The sequence below is a fragment of the Pelagibacterium halotolerans genome (assembly GCF_044811015.1).
In the GTDB taxonomy this organism is placed as follows: Bacteria; Pseudomonadota; Alphaproteobacteria; order Rhizobiales; family Devosiaceae; genus Pelagibacterium; species Pelagibacterium halotolerans_A.
On record NZ_CP085243.1, the window covers coordinates 584,346 to 602,619 of the forward strand.

An 18,274-nucleotide genomic window follows, 5' to 3' on the forward strand; every position below is an offset into this window, starting at 1 on the left:
GTCACTTCTTGTCCCCTTTCGTCACCCGTCTAATGGCAGCGATTTCGCGCTTCCACATCCTTACATCCTGCGCCGGCGCCCCGGCAATATTCGATCCAGCCGGGAAGCTGTGTGATACGCCGGCCCTTGCCAGAACCAGAGTTCCGGCACCAAGCGTCAAATGCCCTGCCGTTCCCGCGCCGCCGCCCATAACCACGCCATCCTCAAGGATAGTGGAGCCGCTCAGCCCGCACATGCCGGATATCACACAATTACGACCGATGCGGCAATTGTGACCGATCTGAACAAGATTATCGATCTTTGAGCCTTCACCAATGACGGTATCGCCGAGTGTACCCCGGTCGACCGTAGTATTGGCGCCGATCTCCACGCGGTCCTGGATGATGACCCGTCCCAATTGTGGGATCTTTTTGTGACGATCCGGACGAATTTGAAAGCCGAACCCCTCCCCGCCTATGACAACGCCGGATTGCAAAACGACATCATTGCCCAGATAAGCGCATTCCACGACGCATCCTGCGCCGATAACGCAGTTGCGGCCTATGGCGACACCCGCACCAATCACGGCGTTGGCGCCGATCACCGTTCCAGCGCCAATTTCCGCACCGGGTCCAATGACGGCGCCAGCGCCGACATCGACGCCATCCTCGCATTCATATTTTCCGGACGCTCCACCGCTGGCGACGACACGGCGGGTATCGTCAGGGTAAAGAATATTCAGAACGTCGATGAAAATGCTGTAAGGCTCGTCGCAGACAAGCGCGGTCGTGTCAGGACCGACCTCGTCAGCCATGCCTTCTGTGACGAGCACGGCGGCAGCCGATGAGGTGTTCAGTTGCGCCTTGTAAGCGGCGCTTGCCGCGAACGAGATAGAAGCGCTGCTTGCGTCGTCAAGATCGCTTGCGCCGGCAATTACGGCCTCACCGGCACCTTTGAGGTCAATCCCGGCGTGCCCGGCGCGAGCCATGAGCTCGGAAAGGGACAAGGGTCCGTCGCAGGGGTGGAAGCGGCTATCGATCATTTGGCTGTGCCGAAAAGGAAGCCGCGGAGCGAAGGCGCACCGCGGCTTTGTTTCGTTCGTCCTGACGCGGCGATCAGAACAGTGTGGACAGTGTCAACTGGAAAACCTGCGTACGGTCGTGCGCCGCAGAGTCGATCACGTGCGCAAAGTCACCACGCAACGGCCCAACCGGCGAAGCCCAGATCAACGAGGCACCAACCGACGATTTTATGTTTTCGCCGATTCCGGTTGAACCTGCACCGTCGACATCCGGCGTTCCGTCAATCCAGCCAACATCACCCCAGACCGCACTCCGCAGACCCCAGGATTCGGGCAGGAAGGGAACCGGGAAGTCGACTTCGGCAGACAGTCCTGCGTAGGACAGAACGCCGAATGCGTCCTCATTGCCAGCCGTCCAGCGGGCACCCATTCCACCGGCGGCAAAGCCGCGAACGAAATTGGGACCAAGACGGAAGGCTTCGGTCGGGTTGATGCCGCCGCCACCGATATCGGTGATTGTTCCGCCCATTGCCCGAATGCTGCCGATCACATCGTACTCTTCCCAAAGTGGGTGGTAATACCGGGCCCGCGCTTCGGTTTTGAGGTAGTCGAAATCGATGCCCGCATATTCCTGACTGAAGGTCAGAATCAAGCCTTCGTTCGGGCTGCGCTGATCGTCGAGCGTGTTGAAAGTCAACTCATAGCCAACCGTGGCTTTATCCGTTCCGGAAGACGGCAGGCTCGTAATGTATGGCGGCGCATCGTCCGTGCCGACATAGTCCTTGTGCTCGTAGCCCACGAAGGTCGTCAACGAGAGGCTGTCCATCAGCGGCAAGCCAAAACGCAGCCGCCCACCCGTCGCGTCGGTACCGTACGAACGCGTGCTCGATTCCTCCACGATGCGGCGGTAAAGGTCGACGCCCGAAGAGATTTCGAGGCCCATGAACCGGGGCTCGGTGAAACTGAAGTCATAGGTCTGACCGGATTCGGAACGGCCAATGGCGGCGCGCAGGTATTGGCCACGGCCCAGGAAGTTGCGTTCCGTCAGCGAAATCTCACCGAAGAACCCGTCCTGGGTCGAATAGCCGCCACCAATGCCGTACTCACCCGTCGGCTGCTCAACGACGGCGACGTTGAGAACGACACGATCAGGTGCACTGCCGGGTGCCGAAGTGACTTGAACCGAAGAGAAGAAGCCGAGCGCCTCGATATTGGCGCGGCCCTGAGATACGAGCGTCCGGTTGAAGGGGTCGCCTTCGGAGAAATTGAACTCGCGACGGATCACGAAGTCACGGGTCTTGGTATTCCCCGTGATGTTGATCCGCTCGACATAAACGCGCGCACCTTCGTCGACCAGATAAGTGATATTGAAGGTCTTGTTGGCAATGTCGCGATCGATACGGGGGCGCACTTCGGCAAAGGCAAAGCCCTGCTGGGTTGCCCGGACCGCCAGGTTCTCCGTGGAGTCCTGAAGCTCCTGCAGAGAATAGCGGGCGCCACGATGGGTCTCGATCGCCCCGCGGAGAGAATCTGTATTGAGCCCATTGATACTGGTTTCAATGGCGATATTGCCGAATTCGTAGCGCTCGCCCTCATCGATGGTGAAATTGATGAAATACGCATTGCGCTCGGGGTCGAACTCCGCGACCGACGACAAAACGCGGGCATCCGGATAGCCCCGGTTCGCATAGTAGACACGGATACGCTCACGATCGACCGCGAGACGATCCTCATCATATTGGTCGTCACGGAACAACCAGCTCAGAAGATGCGACTCTTTAGTGAGGATCACGGACTTGAGCTGCATCGAGCCGATATTGTTGTTGCCGGTAAAATTGATGGCTGCAATGCCAGCGCGGTCGCCTTCGTTGATATCGAAGATCACCCGAATCCGACCATCTTCGGCCGTTTCGGTGCGCGAGGAAACGGTGACGTTGGTGTAACCGGCACGATCGTATGCCGCCTTGATGACGGCAACGTCCGACGCGATTGCATCCGGGGAATAAACCCGGCTGGTCGCAACCTCGACCATGGTGTTGAGCTGTGCGTCGGTAAACCGCTGATTGCCATCGAAGCCGATAGCGGCAACCGAGGCGCTCTCGCTCACACGAACCACAAGCGTGCTGCCGGACATCGAAATCGAAGCCGACTGCACGACGCCGCTGTTCAACAGCGCTTGCTGCGAAGCCTCAATCTGCGCGGGCGTCGCAGTCTCACCGGGGCGAAGCGTCAGGTAGGAAAGAATTGTCGCGTCATCGACACGCACATTACCTTCGATGACGATTTGGGAAATCGGTTGTGCCTGTACCTGCGTCGAACCGAGGAGCCACCCCGAATTCCCGACCATTGGCGACACGGTCAATAGCGCCAGTGCGAGAACGACGCTGTGCAAAAGCTTGGCTTTATTCATCATGATTATGCTTGCTTGCCCTATGAGACGTGTGCCGGGAATCGCACAAAGACACGGATTCCCCCATTTCCGATCAACACGTTTTTACCGGTTTTTGCCATGAGGGCAAGGTGAAACCCCTGCTACCGAGGCTAAAAGATCGGTGGACATGTAATCGTGCAACACTTGCTAACCCTTTGATCCGCCGTCGCGTTAGACGATGTCATTGATGACCGTGAAGATCATCAGCGAGATGACGAGCGCAAACCCGATACGGTATCCTATCTCCTGGGTTCGTCGGCTCAGCGGTCGGCCACGCAGCGCCTCGAACACGTAGTACATCAGATGTCCACCATCCAACATTGGCACTGGCAGGAGGTTAACTATGCCGATGTTGAGGGACAAAAGTGCAGTTAGGTTAACCAAAGCCAAAAAACCGAGCGTGGCCACTTCGCCAGAAACCTGGGCCATGCCAACCGGGCCAGCGATCTGATCAAGGTCACCCCGCCCTACGAACAGATCGGCAAAAAAGGCCAGAGTCCGGTCGATGATGAAATGAATCTCTTCGAACGTCATGCCGACCGCCTCGATCGGGCCGGGCCGGTAAAGAAACCAATCACTCTCCTGTGCCGACCGGGTCACGCCGATGACGCCAAGCGTGATTTCGCGGCCAAAGCGCGTCGTGGCCGTTTGCGGCTCCGGGACGACTGACAGCGTGACCGGCCCACTCTCGCGCTCGACGATGACGGAAACCGTGCGGCCCGGCGCGGTCCCAATAAATCTCTGAAAGTCCGAAAAACCGCGCACGGGAAACCCGTCGACGGACAGCACCCTGTCTTGGGGCAAAAAACCGGCTTCTTCGGCAGCTGACTGCTCGATAACCTCGCCAACCACCGGCTCGAGCGTCATACGGCCGTAACCAAGCAGCACCGCATACAGCACCAGAAATGTGAAGAGAACGTTCGCCATGGGCCCCGCGACCACGATGGCCATGCGCTGCCAAACGGACTTATTGACGAAAAGCGTCTTGCGGGTTTGTGCATCATATCGATCGGACGCATCGGGATCGGGCACGCTGGCGGCGTTCATGTCGCCGGTGAAGCGGACATATCCTCCGAGAGGAATTGCCGCGATGCGCCAACGGGTGCCGCGCCTGTCCGTCCAGCCGAAAAGTTCGGGGCCGAAACCGATCGAAAAAGCATCTACGGCGACGCCATTCCAGCGAGCGATCAAGTAGTGGCCCATCTCATGAACCACAACAATGACGATGAGAATCGCAAGGAACGGGATGATGTAGTTTAGAAAGAGCGGGAGGGATTCGATCATCGTCTTTCAGCATCCTTTGGCTCGACCGGGATAAATCCGGTCGTTTTCGGACGCAAGGGCTACTCGCGTTACCAAAATAATATGCCCTGCGGTACCGCGCCCAATCCCCTATGGGCAAGTCCTATGCACCAGAGAATCAATGCCGCCATGGTGAGGCTGTCGATGCGGTCCATGAGCCCGCCATGCCCCGGTATGATATCTCCGCTGTCCTTGACCGCAAAGCGCCGCTTTATCGCGCTTTCGGCAAGGTCGCCGGCCTGCCCTGCAATAGAAACAATAACAGCGATAAGCAGCCCGATGATGAAAGGAGACGGTGCATCAAGCGCCCAGCCAGCGATAAACCAGACGATCAATCCCCCAATCGTGCCGCTGACGAGCCCGCCTGCCGCTCCGGACCATGTCTTTGACGGCGAAACGTCAGGTGAGAGTTTGGTACCTCCCACGATGCGGCCGACGAAATACGCTCCTGAATCGGTTAGCCATGTAACCGAGACGAGAAACAGTCCTGCCCAGATTCCCGCTCCAGAGCTGCCGCGAATGGCCAGAAATGCCATAGTGACCAGACCGAAATACGCGATTCCCGCGATCCGCCAGCCGCGATTGGGCGCCGCGATGACAGCACCGGCCGCGACGGCGACGGCAATTATGATGGCGGCGGTCCAGGCGCCGTTCATGGGATGAGCCAGTGCAGCGAGCGCGAGCAACCCCATCATGAGCGCCGCCGGCCACCCTTTGTGCTCGCCCGATATCATGGTTTCCCATTCCCTATATGCACCGGCCATGACCAGTGCGACCAGGAGCGCGAAGGGTAACCAGCCGGCAATGAGTGCGATAGCGGTTAGAGGGATAAGAACGACAGCGGACAATAGCCGGGGGAGAAGGTCGGACCCGAAGGGCCAAAGAGGCCTATTTGCCGATTTTTCGCTCGTTTTTTCTTCGGTCACGTCCCGATACCGCCAAACCGCCTGTCGCGTTCCGTGAAGGTTTGCAAAACCCGTACGAAGACCGATTCGTCGAAATCCGGCCAGTTTTCCTCCACGAACACCAGTTCGGCATAGGCAGACTGCCAAAGCAAGAAGTTTGAAAGGCGCATTTCGCCGCTTGTGCGGACTATGAGGTCGGGGTCGGGAAGCCCATGCGTGTCCAAGTGCTCGGCAATCGCGGCTTCGTCAACATCTTCCGGCGCAAGCACGCCATCGGCCACCTTACGTGCGATAGCACGAGTCGCAGCGGCGATTTCGGCCTGGGCGCCATAATTGAAGGCGATGACGAGATTGAGGCCCGTATTCGCAGCGGTCGTCGTTTCAACGTCCTCAATGATCCTGCGCAATTCCTTGTCGAGCGTCTCTCGGTCGCCGATGATGCGAATCTTGACGTTATTGCGTGCCAAACGATTGAGGTCGGACGCTACGAAGCGGCGCAGCAGCCCGAAAATGAAACTCACCTCTTCCGGCGGGCGGCGCCAGTTTTCGGAGCTGAAACTGAAGAGCGTCAGGCAGGACACCCCATAGGCCGAAGCAAGCTCGACAATGCGACGCACCGCGTCAACGCCGGCCTTGTGCCCTTCGGTTCGCCGCAAGCCGCGCAATTTCGCCCACCGGCCGTTGCCGTCCATAATCACCCCGATATGGCGGGGGATCGACAGGCTTTGCTGCATTGGCGGGGCCGAAGCAACGGCTGGCTTGGTCGACATGGCGTTACTCGCGGTTCGAGCCGGTCTTCCGGCCCGCAGGTCCTAAGTTAAACCTGCATGATTTCCTGTTCCTTGTGGGCGACCATTGCATCAATCTCGGCGATCGCCTCGTCCGTCGCCTTCTGCACTTTGTCGGAATTAACGCGCGCATCATCCTGACTCATTTCGCCGTCTTTTTCGAGCTTTCGCAGAATATCCATGCCGTCGCGCCGGACGTGGCGCACAGCGACGCGCGCCTGTTCGGCATACTGATGGGCAACTTTGGACAATTCGCGGCGGCGCTCTTCATTGAGTTCCGGCAACGGCACGCGGATGAGCGCACCCTCCGCAATCGGGTTAAGACCGAGGCCGGATTCGCGGATGGCCTTTTCCACCGCACTCGCCATCGAGCGATCCCAGACCTGGACAGAGAGCATACGGGGCTCGGGAACCGAGACAGTTGCCACCTGATTGAGCGGGGTTGCGCTGCCGTAGGCGTCGACGTGAATCGGATCGAGCAGGCTCGCGCTGGCGCGCCCCGTACGCAGACCGGCAAGGTCGTTTTTCATGGCATCGATGGATTTGTGCATCCGCGTGCGGAGATTTTCGAGCGAAAATGCGTCAGACATGATTTCTCCCCGTGTTCGACCTCTAGCCGACACGCGTGCTGGGCGCGCGGCCCTCAAGCACGCCGACGAGGCCTTCATTTGTTTCGAGTGCGTAGACGATTATCGGCAATCGGTTGTCCCGGGCAAGGGCAAAAGCCGCCGTATCCATGACCCGCAGATCGCGTGCGATGACCTCTTCATGCGAGATCGTATCAAACCGCTCCGCTTTGGGATCCTTCGCCGGATCGGCCGAATAGACGCCATCGACCTTGGTGCCCTTGAGCAGCACGTCGCAGCGCAATTCGATCGCCTTGAGCGCGGCAGCCGTATCTGTGGTGAAGAAGGGATTACCGGTTCCGCCTGCGCAAATGACCGTGGCACCGCCCTCCAGCGCTGCGATTGCCGCTCGCTGGGTGAACGTGTCTGCAATCGAGGGCATGGTCACGGATGAGAAGACGTGCGGGCGCCCCCCTGCCCTCCGAATGGCGTCGCCCAACGCGAGAGAATTGATGACCGTTCCGAGCATGCCCATATGATCGCCGATCACACGATCACCGCCCTTGGCTGCGACGGCCATGCCACGGAAGATGTTGCCGCCGCCGATCACGATGGCGACCTGCACGCCCAAACGTGTCAGATCGACGATCTGGCGGGCAATCTTATTGAGGAATTCGGGCTCGATTCCATATGACTGGTCTCCGGTGAGCGCCTCACCGGAGACCTTGAGCAACACACGGGAATAGCCGGGTTTTGACATCAATCTGCCTTGTTCACCCAAAGCTTGCCGACGAACGCCGTTCGCAGCAGGCCTTCAAGTCTTGGTTTTACCGCGTCTTCGTTTGTCGCGCGGACAAACCGAAAAAGTGGCAGCCACTTTTTCTGGACACGCTGACATCCACGTTTAAGCGAATCCCCGGATTTCCGGGACACGTTACGCGGTGCCGGCGGCGGCGGCAACCTCGGCAGCGAAGTCGGATTCCTGCTTTTCTACGCCCTCGCCGAGCGAGAACAGGACAAACCCCGTCACTTTGATGGGCGCGCCAACGTCGCTTTCGGCATTCTTGACGGCTTGTTCAACGGAATTTTCGCCGTCGATGACGAAGGTCTGGGCAAGGAGCGTAACCTCCTCGTAGTATTTGCGGATCCGGCCTTCGACCATCTTTTCAACGATGTTGTCGGGCTTACCGGACGCCTTGGCCTGCTCGCTGAACACCACGCGTTCACGCTCGACGGCCTCGGGATCTAGGTCTTCGGCGGAGAGCGAAAGCGGCTTGGTGGCGGCGATGTGCATCGCGATCTGCTTGCCCAGCGCTTCGAGCTTGGCCTTGTCGCCGGTCGATTCGAGGCCAACCAAAACGCCGATACGGCCGAGACCGTCGGATACCGCGGAGTGAACATAGCTGCCGATGACGCCTTCGCCGACTTCGAGCACGGCGGCGCGGCGCAGGGTCATGTTCTCGCCGATCTTGGCAATCGCTTCGGTCAATTCGCCCGACAGGGTACGACCGGTGCCGGGATAATCGGCATCCGCGAGCGCGGCGACATCGCCGTTCACGTCGAGGGCAAGCTTGGCGGCGTTGCGGACGATGGACTGGAACTGCTCATTGCGCGCGACGAAGTCGGTTTCAGAGTTGATCTCGACGAGCGCGGCGCGGTTGCCGTCGGCGGCTACGCCAACCAGGCCCTCGGCGGCAACGCGGTCGGCCTTCTTGGCGGCCTTGGCAAGGCCCTTGGTCCGCAGCCAGTCGACCGCAGCTTCGATATCGCCATTATTTTCGGCCAAGGCCTTCTTGCAGTCCATCATGCCCACGCCGGTCATCTCGCGGAGCGTTTTCACATCTGCTGCACTAATCGACATCTCGTCACCTCTTTGAAACACATTGGTGCGCGGCTTTCGCCGGACTTGGCCAATGATCCGTATCCATCGCGCTTATCACGCACGCATGTGACAGTTCTATGCGGGCGGAATGCGCTGCCGGGCTTCGGAAGCGGAGCCCGGCGCGTTTCATATTCGCTTGCGTTACGCCTGCGCGTTCTGCTCGTTGGCAGGCTGCTCTTCAGCGGCAGGCTCCTCGGCGGCCGGCGCTTCGAGCGCGGGCTCTTCGATCACCTCGGCGGAGGCGCCGAGGTCAGCGCCCAGAGCAGCAGACGAACGCGAAATACCGTCGATTGCGGCCTTGGAGACGAGCGAGCAGTAAAGCTCAAGCGCGCGGGCGGCGTCGTCATTGCCCGGGATCGGGTAATCGACGACGTCCGGATCACAGTTGGTGTCGACGATGGCGACGACAGGAATGCCCAGGCGGCGGGCTTCCTTGATCGCGTTGGCTTCCTTGTTGGTATCGATCACGAACAGGAGGTTCGGGACGTTGCCCATGTCCTTGATACCGCCAAGATCGCGCTCAAGGCGTTCCTGCTCGCGGCTGCGCTGGAGGCGTTCACGCTTGGTGAGACCCTGCGCGCCTTCCGCCTGGAGCGCTTCGAGTTCGCGCAGGCGGGCGATGGAATTCGAGATCGTCTGCCAGTTGGTCAGCATGCCGCCGAGCCAGCGGGAGTTGACGAAGTATTGCGCGGACTGGCGGGCCGCTTCGGCAACGAGCGGCGCAGCCTGGCGCTTGGTGCCGACGAACAGCACGCGGCCACCATCGGCAACCGTGTCGCTGACGAGCTGCAGCGCGCGGTAAAGCGCGGGAACGGTCTGGCTCAGGTCGATGATGTGAATGTCGTTGCGGACGCCGAAGATGAAGCGTTCCATCTTGGGGTTCCAGCGGTGCTTCTGGTGGCCGAAGTGAACGCCGGCCTCAAGCAACTGGCGCATGGAAAAATCTGGCAAAGCCATCTGTCGTAGTCTCCTTAACCGGTTATGCCTCTGCAAAGGATGTGCAGCGGAAAAACTCCGCCACCGGTTTGGCGCTGCCTTGATGCAGAACCAGCCTTTGCATGTGGATTTTGACGAGGCGGGCTATACCCCAGTGCCCCCGCCTTGGCAAGCCCAAGATATGGGGTCAATTGAGCCGTACGTCAACGACCCCATTGATGGCTTTGAGCCCGCCCGCGAGTTGAGGCGTGAGCCGGAAATGACCCGGCAGCTCGATTTCGAACTCCCGCGCACCGGCATCGCGGATCAGAATGAGACTCACCACCCCTTCCCCGCCCGGCTGAAGCTGGGTCTTGATGGGCGCAAGGCATTTCTCGTCGCCCGCAAAGATCGTAAGGCGCCGGCCGAGTTTTTCGACCGAACCGTCTATGGGCTCGGCCTTGAGCATGCGCAGGCGCACGCCATCGGGGCGGGATTCGGCGCCGACTTCGAGCACGAGCGATTTTCCCGGTTCGAGCAGATGCGCGTAATCGCTGATCTGTTCGGAAAAGGCAATGCATTCGTACGATCCGCTCGGATCGGAAAAGATCATGATCGCCATGGTCGATCCCTTGCGGGTCTTGCGGTCCTGGCGCGACACGAGCGTGCCGGCCAGACGCCCCGCCACGGCGCCATCGCGGGCTGCGCGCTCGAATTGCGCCCATTGCTGGACGCGCAGGCGATCGAAGAGTTCGACATAATCATCGAGAGGATGCGCAGAAAGATAGAAGCCGATGGCCGCGTGCTCTCGGGCAAGGCGCTCGGTCAGCGTCCAGGGTTCGACGTTTTCCGGCAAGCGGATCGGTTCAGGCTGAGCCGAGGCGAACATGTCCTCGATGCCGTCGGCGCGGCCCGAGGTTTCGCGCTGGGCCGTGCTGATGATCGTGTCGGCAACAGCGATGATCTGCTCACGGCGCTTGGTGATCTGGTCGAACGCTCCGGCATTGATTAGCGTTTCAAGCGTGCGTTTGTTGATGATCTTGGGGTCGATGCGGCGCGCAAAATCGGCAAGATCCTTGAATGGCCGGTCGCCACGCACCTCGACAATATGCTCCGCGACCTGCCGGCCCACGCCCTTGACCGCGCAAAGCGAATAATGAATGCGCCCATCCCGCACCGAGAAATTGACCTCGGAACGATTCACACAAGGTGGCACCACCTCGATGCCCTTCTTTTGCGCTTCGCGCCGGAAATCCGAGAGCTTGTCGGTCTGCGCCATATCGAGCGTCATCGATGCGGCATAGAACTGCTCGGGGTAATGTGTCTTCAAATAGGCCGTCTGGTAGGACACCCAGGCGTAAGCAGCAGCGTGGCTCTTGTTGAAGCCGTAGTTCGCGAACTTGGCCAGGAGATCGAAGATATTGTCGGCAAGGGCTTCGGAGAGCCCGTTCTTGAGAGCTCCGTCACGGAAGCGGACGCGCTGCTTGTCCATCTCGGCCTTGATCTTCTTGCCCATAGCGCGGCGCAGCACGTCGGCTTCCCCGAGCGAATAGCCCGAAAGAAGCTGGGCGATCTGCATCACCTGCTCCTGATAGACGATGATGCCGTAGGTTTCATCGAGAACTGCAGATAGCGTCTCGTGGGGATATTCGACCTTTTCGGTACCGTGCTTGCGGTTGATGAAGCTCGGGATGTTATCCATCGGCCCGGGCCGATAGAGCGCATTCATGGCGATCAGGTCTTCGATCCGGTCCGGCTTCAACTCAACCAGCGCGCGCCGCATGCCCGGACTTTCAAACTGGAAGATGCCGTAGGTATCGCCATCGGCGTAAAGTTTGTAGGTGGGCGCATCCTCCAAGGGGATGGCGTCGATATCGAGATCGATCCCCTCCTTCTTGAGCATATCGACGGCGTAGCGGATGGTCGTAAGGGTTTTTAGACCCAAAAAGTCGAATTTAACGAGCCCAGCGGGTTCCACCCATTTGAGGTTGTACTGGGTGACGGGCATATCCGAGCGCGGATCGCGGTAGAGCGGCAACAATTGGTGCAGAGGCCGGTCGCCGATCACAATGCCGGCGGCATGAGTCGAGGCATGGCGGAACAGGCCTTCAAGCTTGCCGGCGATACGCAAGAGTTCGGCGACGGTCTCGTCCTCGTCGCGCATCATCTGAAGGCGTGGCTCATCGTTGATGGCTTGCGCGAGCGTTACCGGATTGGCCGGGTTGTTGGGCACGAGCTTGCAGATGCGGTCGACCTGCCCATAGGGCATTTGCAACACCCGGCCTACATCGCGTAGCGCCGCGCGGGGCTGCAACGTTCCGAAGGTGATGATTTGCGCTACCTGATCGGAACCATATTTGTCCTGGACGTAGTGGATGACCTCTTCGCGGCGCTCCTGGCAAAAGTCGATGTCGAAGTCCGGCATCGATACGCGCTCGGGGTTCAGGAAACGCTCGAAAAGGAGGTTGTAGCGGAGCGGATCGAGGTTAGTGATGGTGAGCGCGTAGGCAACGAGCGAGCCTGCCCCCGAACCGCGACCGGGGCCCACCGGAATGTCGTGGGCTTTGCTCCACTTGATAAAGTCCGAAACTATAAGGAAATAGCCGGGGAACTTCATGTCCCGGATGACCTTAAGTTCGAATTCGAGCCGCTCTTCGTATTCGGCCTGGGTACGGCCTTCGGCCAAGCCATAGTTCTCGATGCGCATCTTGAGGCCCTCGCGGGCCTGGCGCGCAAGTTCATCCCCCTCCGCGGCAACCGCTTCAGCTTCGCTCTGATCGGAGGTCGCGGCAAAGCGCGGCAGGATGGGATCGAGCGTGTGCGGCCGGAAATTGACGCGCTTGGCGATCTCGACCGTATTCTCGACAGCCTCGGGCAGGTCCGAAAAGAGCGCGAGCATCTCCTCGCGCGTTTTGAAGTAGTGCTGATCCGAGAGCCGGCGGCGCTCGGTCTGGGCAACGACGGACCCCGCCGCGATGGCAAGCAGCGCGTCGTGGGAATCGAAATCGTCCTGCTTGGGGAAATAGGGTTCGTTGGTGGCAACGAGCGGCCAGCCATGGCGGTAGGCCAGTTCGATAAGACGCGGTTCGACGCCATTTTCGATGGGGCGATCGTGGCGCTGGATTTCGACATAGAAGCGGTCGCCGAAGATTTGGGCGAGCCTTGTGAGGCGCGTTTCGGCCTGAGCATCCAGCCCGGCGGCGAGAAAGGGATCGATGGCCCCCTCGGGGCCACCGGTCAAGCAGACGATGCCTTCGGCATGGCCGCCTTCAAACCAGGCGATATCGGCGGCGACCTTGTTGTCGACACCCTCGAGGTAAGCCCGGCTGACGATGGTCGAGAGGTTGGCGAAACCCGTTTCCGTCGCGGCAATCAGAACGACGCCGCCTTTGCCGAGATTCACACGGTCGTTGGGTTTGTCCTCGTCGGCGCCGAAATCGACGGCCAATTCGCAGCCGATAATCGGTTGAATACCTTTGCTTGAAGCTTTTTCCGAGAATTCGAGCGCGCCGAAAAGGTTGTTGGTATCGGCGATGCCGATCGCCGGCTGTCCATCCTTGGCGGCCATATCGAGAATGGTCGCAAGCGGAAGCGCCCCTTCAAGCAGCGAAAATGCGGAGTGAACGTGAAGGTGAACGAACCCGGGACTAGCCTGCATTCTTCACACTCCTTGTGCCCTGCGCCATATTCGCTGACGCGGACCTTCGGTTCGACCGGCCCTTCGGGCCGGACTTTGGCGGCCGCCTCCGGGCACGGCGCGAGAAAAGCATATGTTGAATACGCTTTTTCGCTCCGCACCCGTATCCGACTCGCAAAAATCCGACGCAAGGCGCAAGGAGTGTGAAGAATGCAGGCTAAACATCGGCGGCTCCTTGACTTGAGTCTCCTTGTGCCATGTCCGGCCCGTTGCGCCAACAGCGAGGCCGGGCAATTCACAGGACGGGCACTCATGAGAGGCGGGTGAGGATGTCCAGGTAGAAGATAGCGGTGCCGCCAAAGGCGGTCAGGGAAACAAGGGCCATGAAATCTTTGACGAAGGTGTGCATGAATGCCTCCTTTGTGTTCCATGTTTGTTCTTATAAGTTCTTTTTTTGTTCCTGTCTATAGCGCTCGATCTGTCGCTGCGTGCATTGCTAACAATTTCTAAATCGGGGAGTGTTGCGGACATGCGTATACGTCCGACAGCCCTGAAGCCTCGGTCATTGTTGGGTAGGGCGGTATGCGGCGAGACGTGGCCTCATACTGTGTAGATATATAAATGCGAGGCACGCCTCGCCGCATACATCCGGGATTTTCGGCTTATGGGTACCCCGCCGGGGACGATCCCCTCCCTCTTTCGAGGGTATGGCGCGCTGAACTGACCGGGCGTCCCGGGGTCGTGTCGCCTTGGCGCGAGTGAGCACCCTTTGGGCCTCCGCTGGAGCGACCTCCATCGGACCCGAACCGGCCTGGCGGACACACCCGGAGCGCCGCGGGACCAAATGAGACCTCGGCCCGGCCCCACGCTTCCCGTCTCTCCAGCTCTGCCCTCACCGGAAGCTCGTATGCATCCTCGCCCTTGGTGCGGCCGTGGGAGGAAGTATGGCAGAGGTTTTGAGGGCGGGGATAAGATTGCGGCAAGTGCCTGGGACGTCTCCGAAAATCGTTCCCGTTCTCGCCGCGTCAGCCGTGCGGTGCGGCGCCTAACCAAACATTCGTGGGTTTCCCCGCGAATGTCTGCTTAGATTCATTTGTTTGTTGCCGGTTCTTGCCGCAAAACCGCGCGACACTTTTGCGGAACCTACTTAGATCACAAGCTTGCGGGGATGATGCAACCGTCCCGAATGGTGACGATACGGTCGGCGCGGCGGGCCAGGTCGTGGTTGTGGGTCGCGATGATCGATGCCGCGTCATGTTTTTTGACGAGGTCAGAAAGCGCAGCAAAGACAACGTCGGAGGTCGCGGGGTCGAGATTGCCGGTGGGTTCGTCGGCGAGAACGAGCGTCGGGGCGTTGGCGGTCGCGCGGGCGATGGCGACGCGCTGCTGTTCGCCGCCCGAAAGCTCGGCCGGACGATGGTCATGGCGGTGTGCGATGCCCATCACCTCAAGCAGTTCCATACCGCGCGCCCTGGCCTGGCGGTCCCCTACCCCTGCGATCAACTGCGGCATCATGACGTTTTCAATGGCGCTGAATTCGGGCAGAAGGTGGTGGAACTGATAGACGTAGCCGATGCGATAACGGCGCAAGAGCGTGCGCTGGCGGTCCGAGAGTGTCGCCGTGGATTGGCCGGCGATCGAAACGTCGCCGCCTGAGGCGCGTTCCAGCAGACCACAGATGTGCAGAAGCGTCGATTTGCCGGCGCCGGAGGGCGCGACAAGGGCAACGAGTTCGCCTTTTGCGACCGTCAGATCCGCGCCTTTCAAAACATGAACGGCACCCTCGCCGTCACCATAGCTCTGGCGCACACCGGTCAAAGACAAAAGCATGTCACTCATAGCGCAAGGCCTCGACCGGATCGTATTGCGCGGCGCGCCATGCCGGATAGAGCGTTGCCAGGAACGAAAGCGCCAACGCCATCCCGAGCACGGCAATCACCTCGGCGGGGTCGACGCGCGACGGCAAGGCCGAGAGCAGGAACACCTCGGGCGGAAAGAGCGCGATGCCCAAGAGATCGGAAATCCAGGCACGGATGGTTTCCGCGTTGACCGCGAGCACCACGCCGAGGATGAAACCGATGAACGTGCCGAGGAAGCCGATGGCGGTGCCCGTCATGCAAAAGATGCGCATCACCGAGGACCGGGTAGCGCCCATGGTGCGCAGCACGGCGATGTCCTGCCCCTTGTCCTTCACCAGCATCACGAGGCTCGAGATGATGTTGAAGGCGGCAACGAGCACGATCATCGAGAGGATGGTGAACATCACGACGCGTTCGACCTGGAGCGCGGAGAAGAAGGTCGCGTTGCGTCGCTGCCAGTTGGTGAAGATCATGGGCCGGCCGGCGGCTTGCTCGAGCGGAAGCTGCATGACGCCGGTCGCATCGGGGTCATCGAGGAAGACTTCGACCGCAGTGGCTTGATAAACGCGCTCATACGCCTCATCGATTTCTTCGTCGGTCGCCATGAGCGGCAATTCCTCGAAGCCTTCGCGCAACTGCTCGGAATAGGCTTTGAAATAATCCTGGGCGGCCTGGAGCGGCATATAGACATAGAAGCTATCGAACTCGACCATGCCGACGTCGAAGATGACGTTGACCGGATAGGAACGGATGCGGGGGGTCGTGCCGAAGGGGGTCTGGCTGCCGCGCGGGCTGACGATGGTGACGGAATCGCCGATAGTGACGCCGAGGGTTTGCGCGAGGCGCTGGCCGATGGCGACGCCTTCGAGGTCGTCCCAGTCATCCCAGCCGCCGAGTTCGGCGCTGTTGTAGAGCAAGGGAAGTTTACGGATGTCTTCAAGCGTCATGCCCCGCACGTTGATGCCGGCGGAATTGTACGGCCCGGATGCGAGCGCCTGGCCTTCCACGAAAGCGACGGCGTTGATGACGCCGTCGACCTCTTCGAGGCGGACCTTGACGTCTTCGTAGTCTGTGAAGGTCTCATCGACGGGAAAGGCCGTGAAATGGCCGTTGAGACCGAGGATCTTGCTCAAGAGCTCGTCGCGGAAACCGTTCATGACGCTCATCACAACGATCAGCGTGGCGACGCCGATAGCGATGCCGACCATGGTGAGCGAGGCGATGACCGAAATGAACGTATCGCGCCGGCGCGCGCGGAGATAGCGCCCGGCGACGAGCATTTCGAACCGTGAAAACGGGCGCGTGCCGTTTTCCTTGCCGTTGGTGACTGCGGTCACACCTTGTCCCTGCGTTCGGGTTCGATAAGCGATTTGAGGCGGTGGACGGCGTCTTCGATGCCGATGGTTTCTCGCTCGCCGGTTTTGCGGTGTTTGATCTCGACCTCGCCGGATTTGAGCCCACGGGGGCCGACGATCAGCTGGTACGGGATGCCGATCAGATCGGCCGTGGCGAACTTGCCGCCGGCGCCGAGGTCACGATCGTCGTAGAGCACGTCAATGCCGGCGGCCTGGAGCTGGCCGTAGAGCTTTTCGTTAGCCGCTTCGCATTCTGCATCGCCGGATTTGAGGTTGATCAAGGTAACCTCGAAGGGGGCGACGGAAACGGGCCAGATGATACCATCATCATCGTGGCTGGCTTCGATGATGGCGGGGACGATGCGGCTGGGGCCGATGCCGTAGGAGCCCATATGGACAGCCACCTCCTTGCCGTCGGGACCGGTGACGGTGGCGCCCATGGGTTCGGAATATTTGGTGCCGAAATAAAACACCTGGCCAACCTCGATGCCGCGGGCGGCGATGCGTTTATCCTCGGGGACCTTGGCGTCGAACTCGGTCTCGTCGTGCATGTCCTCAGTGGCCGAATACAGTGACGTCCAGTCCGCGACGATGCCTGAGAGATCGCCGAGGAAATCGGTGTCCGGGCCAGGAATGGGCTTGTCGAGCAGGTCGGCGTGGCAGAAGACACCGCTTTCGCCGGTCTCAGCGAGCACAATGAATTCGTGGGAAAGGTCGCCGCCGATGGGGCCGGTTTCCGCGCGCATGGGGATCGCGGTCAGACCCATGCGGTGATAGGTGCGCAGGTAGGCGACGAACATGCGATTGTAGGCCTTGACCGCGTCTTCCTTGGAAAGGTCGAAGGAATAGGCGTCCTTCATCAGGAATTCGCGGGAGCGCATGGTGCCGAAGCGGGGGCGGATCTCGTCGCGGAACTTCCACTGGATGTGGTAGAGGTTGAGCGGCAGGTCCTTGTAAGACTGCACATAGGTGCGGAAAATGTGGGTGATCATCTCCTCATTGGTGGGACCGTAGAGCATGTCGCGCTCATGGCGGTCCTGCATGCGGAGCATTTCCTTGCCGTAGTCGTCGTAGCGCCCGCTTTCGCGCCAGAGGTCGGCTGGCTGGAGCGTGGGCATCAAGAGCTCGATGGCCCCTGCCCGGTTCTGCTCCTGTTCGATGATCTCTTGAATCTTGCGCAGCACCTTGTAGCCCAGCGGCAACCAGGCGTAGAGGCCGGCGGACTGCTGGGAAATCATGCCCGCGCGCAGCATCAGCCGGTGGGAAACGATTTCCGCTTCCTTGGGGGTCTCTTTAAGAACGGGCAGGAAATATCTGGAAAGGCGCATGAGTTCTCTTTTTTCTTTCGCTTCGACTCACAACCGGCTTGGGCCGCTCTATGAAGCGCAAACCAGCCCGTTCTGGCAAGGGTTTGAACCCTAACCCGTTACATGTCGCTTTTTTGACATTTGGTGTGACAAAAGACCGCAAATTTCTCTTGGCAGAGCATATCGTCCTTGGTAGTGTCCCGGCCATAAAACGAACGGCGGAGATAAACCGCCCGACGCCGACAACGTCAAGGGAGGAGCACTGGCCGCCCATTTTGCGCGCTGTAAGACCAGTGGATTGTCGCGAAACTCGAAATTTGACGCAGG

General features: G+C 60.0%; 13 protein-coding genes. All 13 read right to left on the minus strand.

Annotation, left to right across the window (positions count from 1 at the left end):
* Position 1: 1 nt before the first annotated feature.
* The 13 genes from lpxD to proS all read right to left on the minus strand — a co-directional run bounded on the left by lpxD (position 2) and on the right by proS (position 17,968).
* Positions 2-1,021, minus strand: a complete 1,020-nt coding sequence (lpxD, locus tag LG281_RS02875) for a UDP-3-O-(3-hydroxymyristoyl)glucosamine N-acyltransferase (RefSeq protein ID WP_404404180.1) — start codon at positions 1,019-1,021, stop codon at positions 2-4.
* Positions 1,022-1,094: 73 nt separating this feature from the next.
* Positions 1,095-3,413: an outer membrane protein assembly factor BamA gene (gene bamA / locus LG281_RS02880; RefSeq protein ID WP_404404182.1), complete on the minus strand. Its 2,319-nt coding sequence runs from the start codon at positions 3,411-3,413 to the stop codon at positions 1,095-1,097.
* Positions 3,414-3,602: 189 nt separating this feature from the next.
* On the minus strand, positions 3,603-4,715 hold the full coding sequence (rseP, locus tag LG281_RS02885) for an RIP metalloprotease RseP (protein WP_404404184.1): 1,113 nt from the start codon (positions 4,713-4,715) through the stop codon (positions 3,603-3,605).
* Between the two features lie 68 nt (positions 4,716-4,783).
* Positions 4,784-5,659, minus strand: coding sequence for a phosphatidate cytidylyltransferase (locus LG281_RS02890; protein ID WP_404404186.1), 876 nt, complete (start codon positions 5,657-5,659; stop codon positions 4,784-4,786).
* Positions 5,656-6,408 (minus strand): isoprenyl transferase, encoded by a 753-nt coding sequence (locus LG281_RS02895; protein WP_404404188.1) that lies wholly within the window; start codon positions 6,406-6,408, stop codon positions 5,656-5,658. The genes LG281_RS02890 and LG281_RS02895 overlap by 4 nt, the downstream gene beginning before the upstream one ends.
* Positions 6,409-6,455: 47 nt before the next feature.
* On the minus strand, positions 6,456-7,016 hold the full coding sequence (frr, locus tag LG281_RS02900; protein ID WP_404404190.1) for a ribosome recycling factor: 561 nt from the start codon (positions 7,014-7,016) through the stop codon (positions 6,456-6,458).
* Between the two features lie 22 nt (positions 7,017-7,038).
* Positions 7,039-7,755: a UMP kinase gene (pyrH, locus tag LG281_RS02905; RefSeq protein ID WP_404404192.1), complete on the minus strand. Its 717-nt coding sequence runs from the start codon at positions 7,753-7,755 to the stop codon at positions 7,039-7,041.
* Between the two features lie 171 nt (positions 7,756-7,926).
* Positions 7,927-8,853 (minus strand): translation elongation factor Ts, encoded by a 927-nt coding sequence (gene tsf, locus LG281_RS02910; RefSeq protein ID WP_404404194.1) that lies wholly within the window; start codon positions 8,851-8,853, stop codon positions 7,927-7,929.
* Positions 8,854-9,015: 162 nt separating this feature from the next.
* On the minus strand, positions 9,016-9,831 hold the full coding sequence (rpsB, locus tag LG281_RS02915; protein WP_404404196.1) for a 30S ribosomal protein S2: 816 nt from the start codon (positions 9,829-9,831) through the stop codon (positions 9,016-9,018).
* Positions 9,832-9,997: 166 nt separating this feature from the next.
* Complete coding sequence (gene dnaE / locus LG281_RS02920) at positions 9,998-13,447, minus strand: DNA polymerase III subunit alpha (protein WP_404404198.1); 3,450 nt, start codon at positions 13,445-13,447, stop codon at positions 9,998-10,000.
* A gap of 1,131 nt (positions 13,448-14,578) precedes the next feature.
* Positions 14,579-15,265: an ABC transporter ATP-binding protein gene (locus LG281_RS02925; RefSeq protein WP_404404200.1), complete on the minus strand. Its 687-nt coding sequence runs from the start codon at positions 15,263-15,265 to the stop codon at positions 14,579-14,581.
* Positions 15,258-16,565: an ABC transporter permease gene (locus LG281_RS02930; RefSeq protein ID WP_404406599.1), complete on the minus strand. Its 1,308-nt coding sequence runs from the start codon at positions 16,563-16,565 to the stop codon at positions 15,258-15,260. The genes LG281_RS02925 and LG281_RS02930 overlap by 8 nt, the downstream gene beginning before the upstream one ends.
* 53 nt (positions 16,566-16,618) lie before the next feature.
* Positions 16,619-17,968 (minus strand): proline--tRNA ligase, encoded by a 1,350-nt coding sequence (gene proS / locus LG281_RS02935; protein WP_404404202.1) that lies wholly within the window; start codon positions 17,966-17,968, stop codon positions 16,619-16,621.
* Between the last annotated feature and the right edge of the window lie 306 nt (positions 17,969-18,274).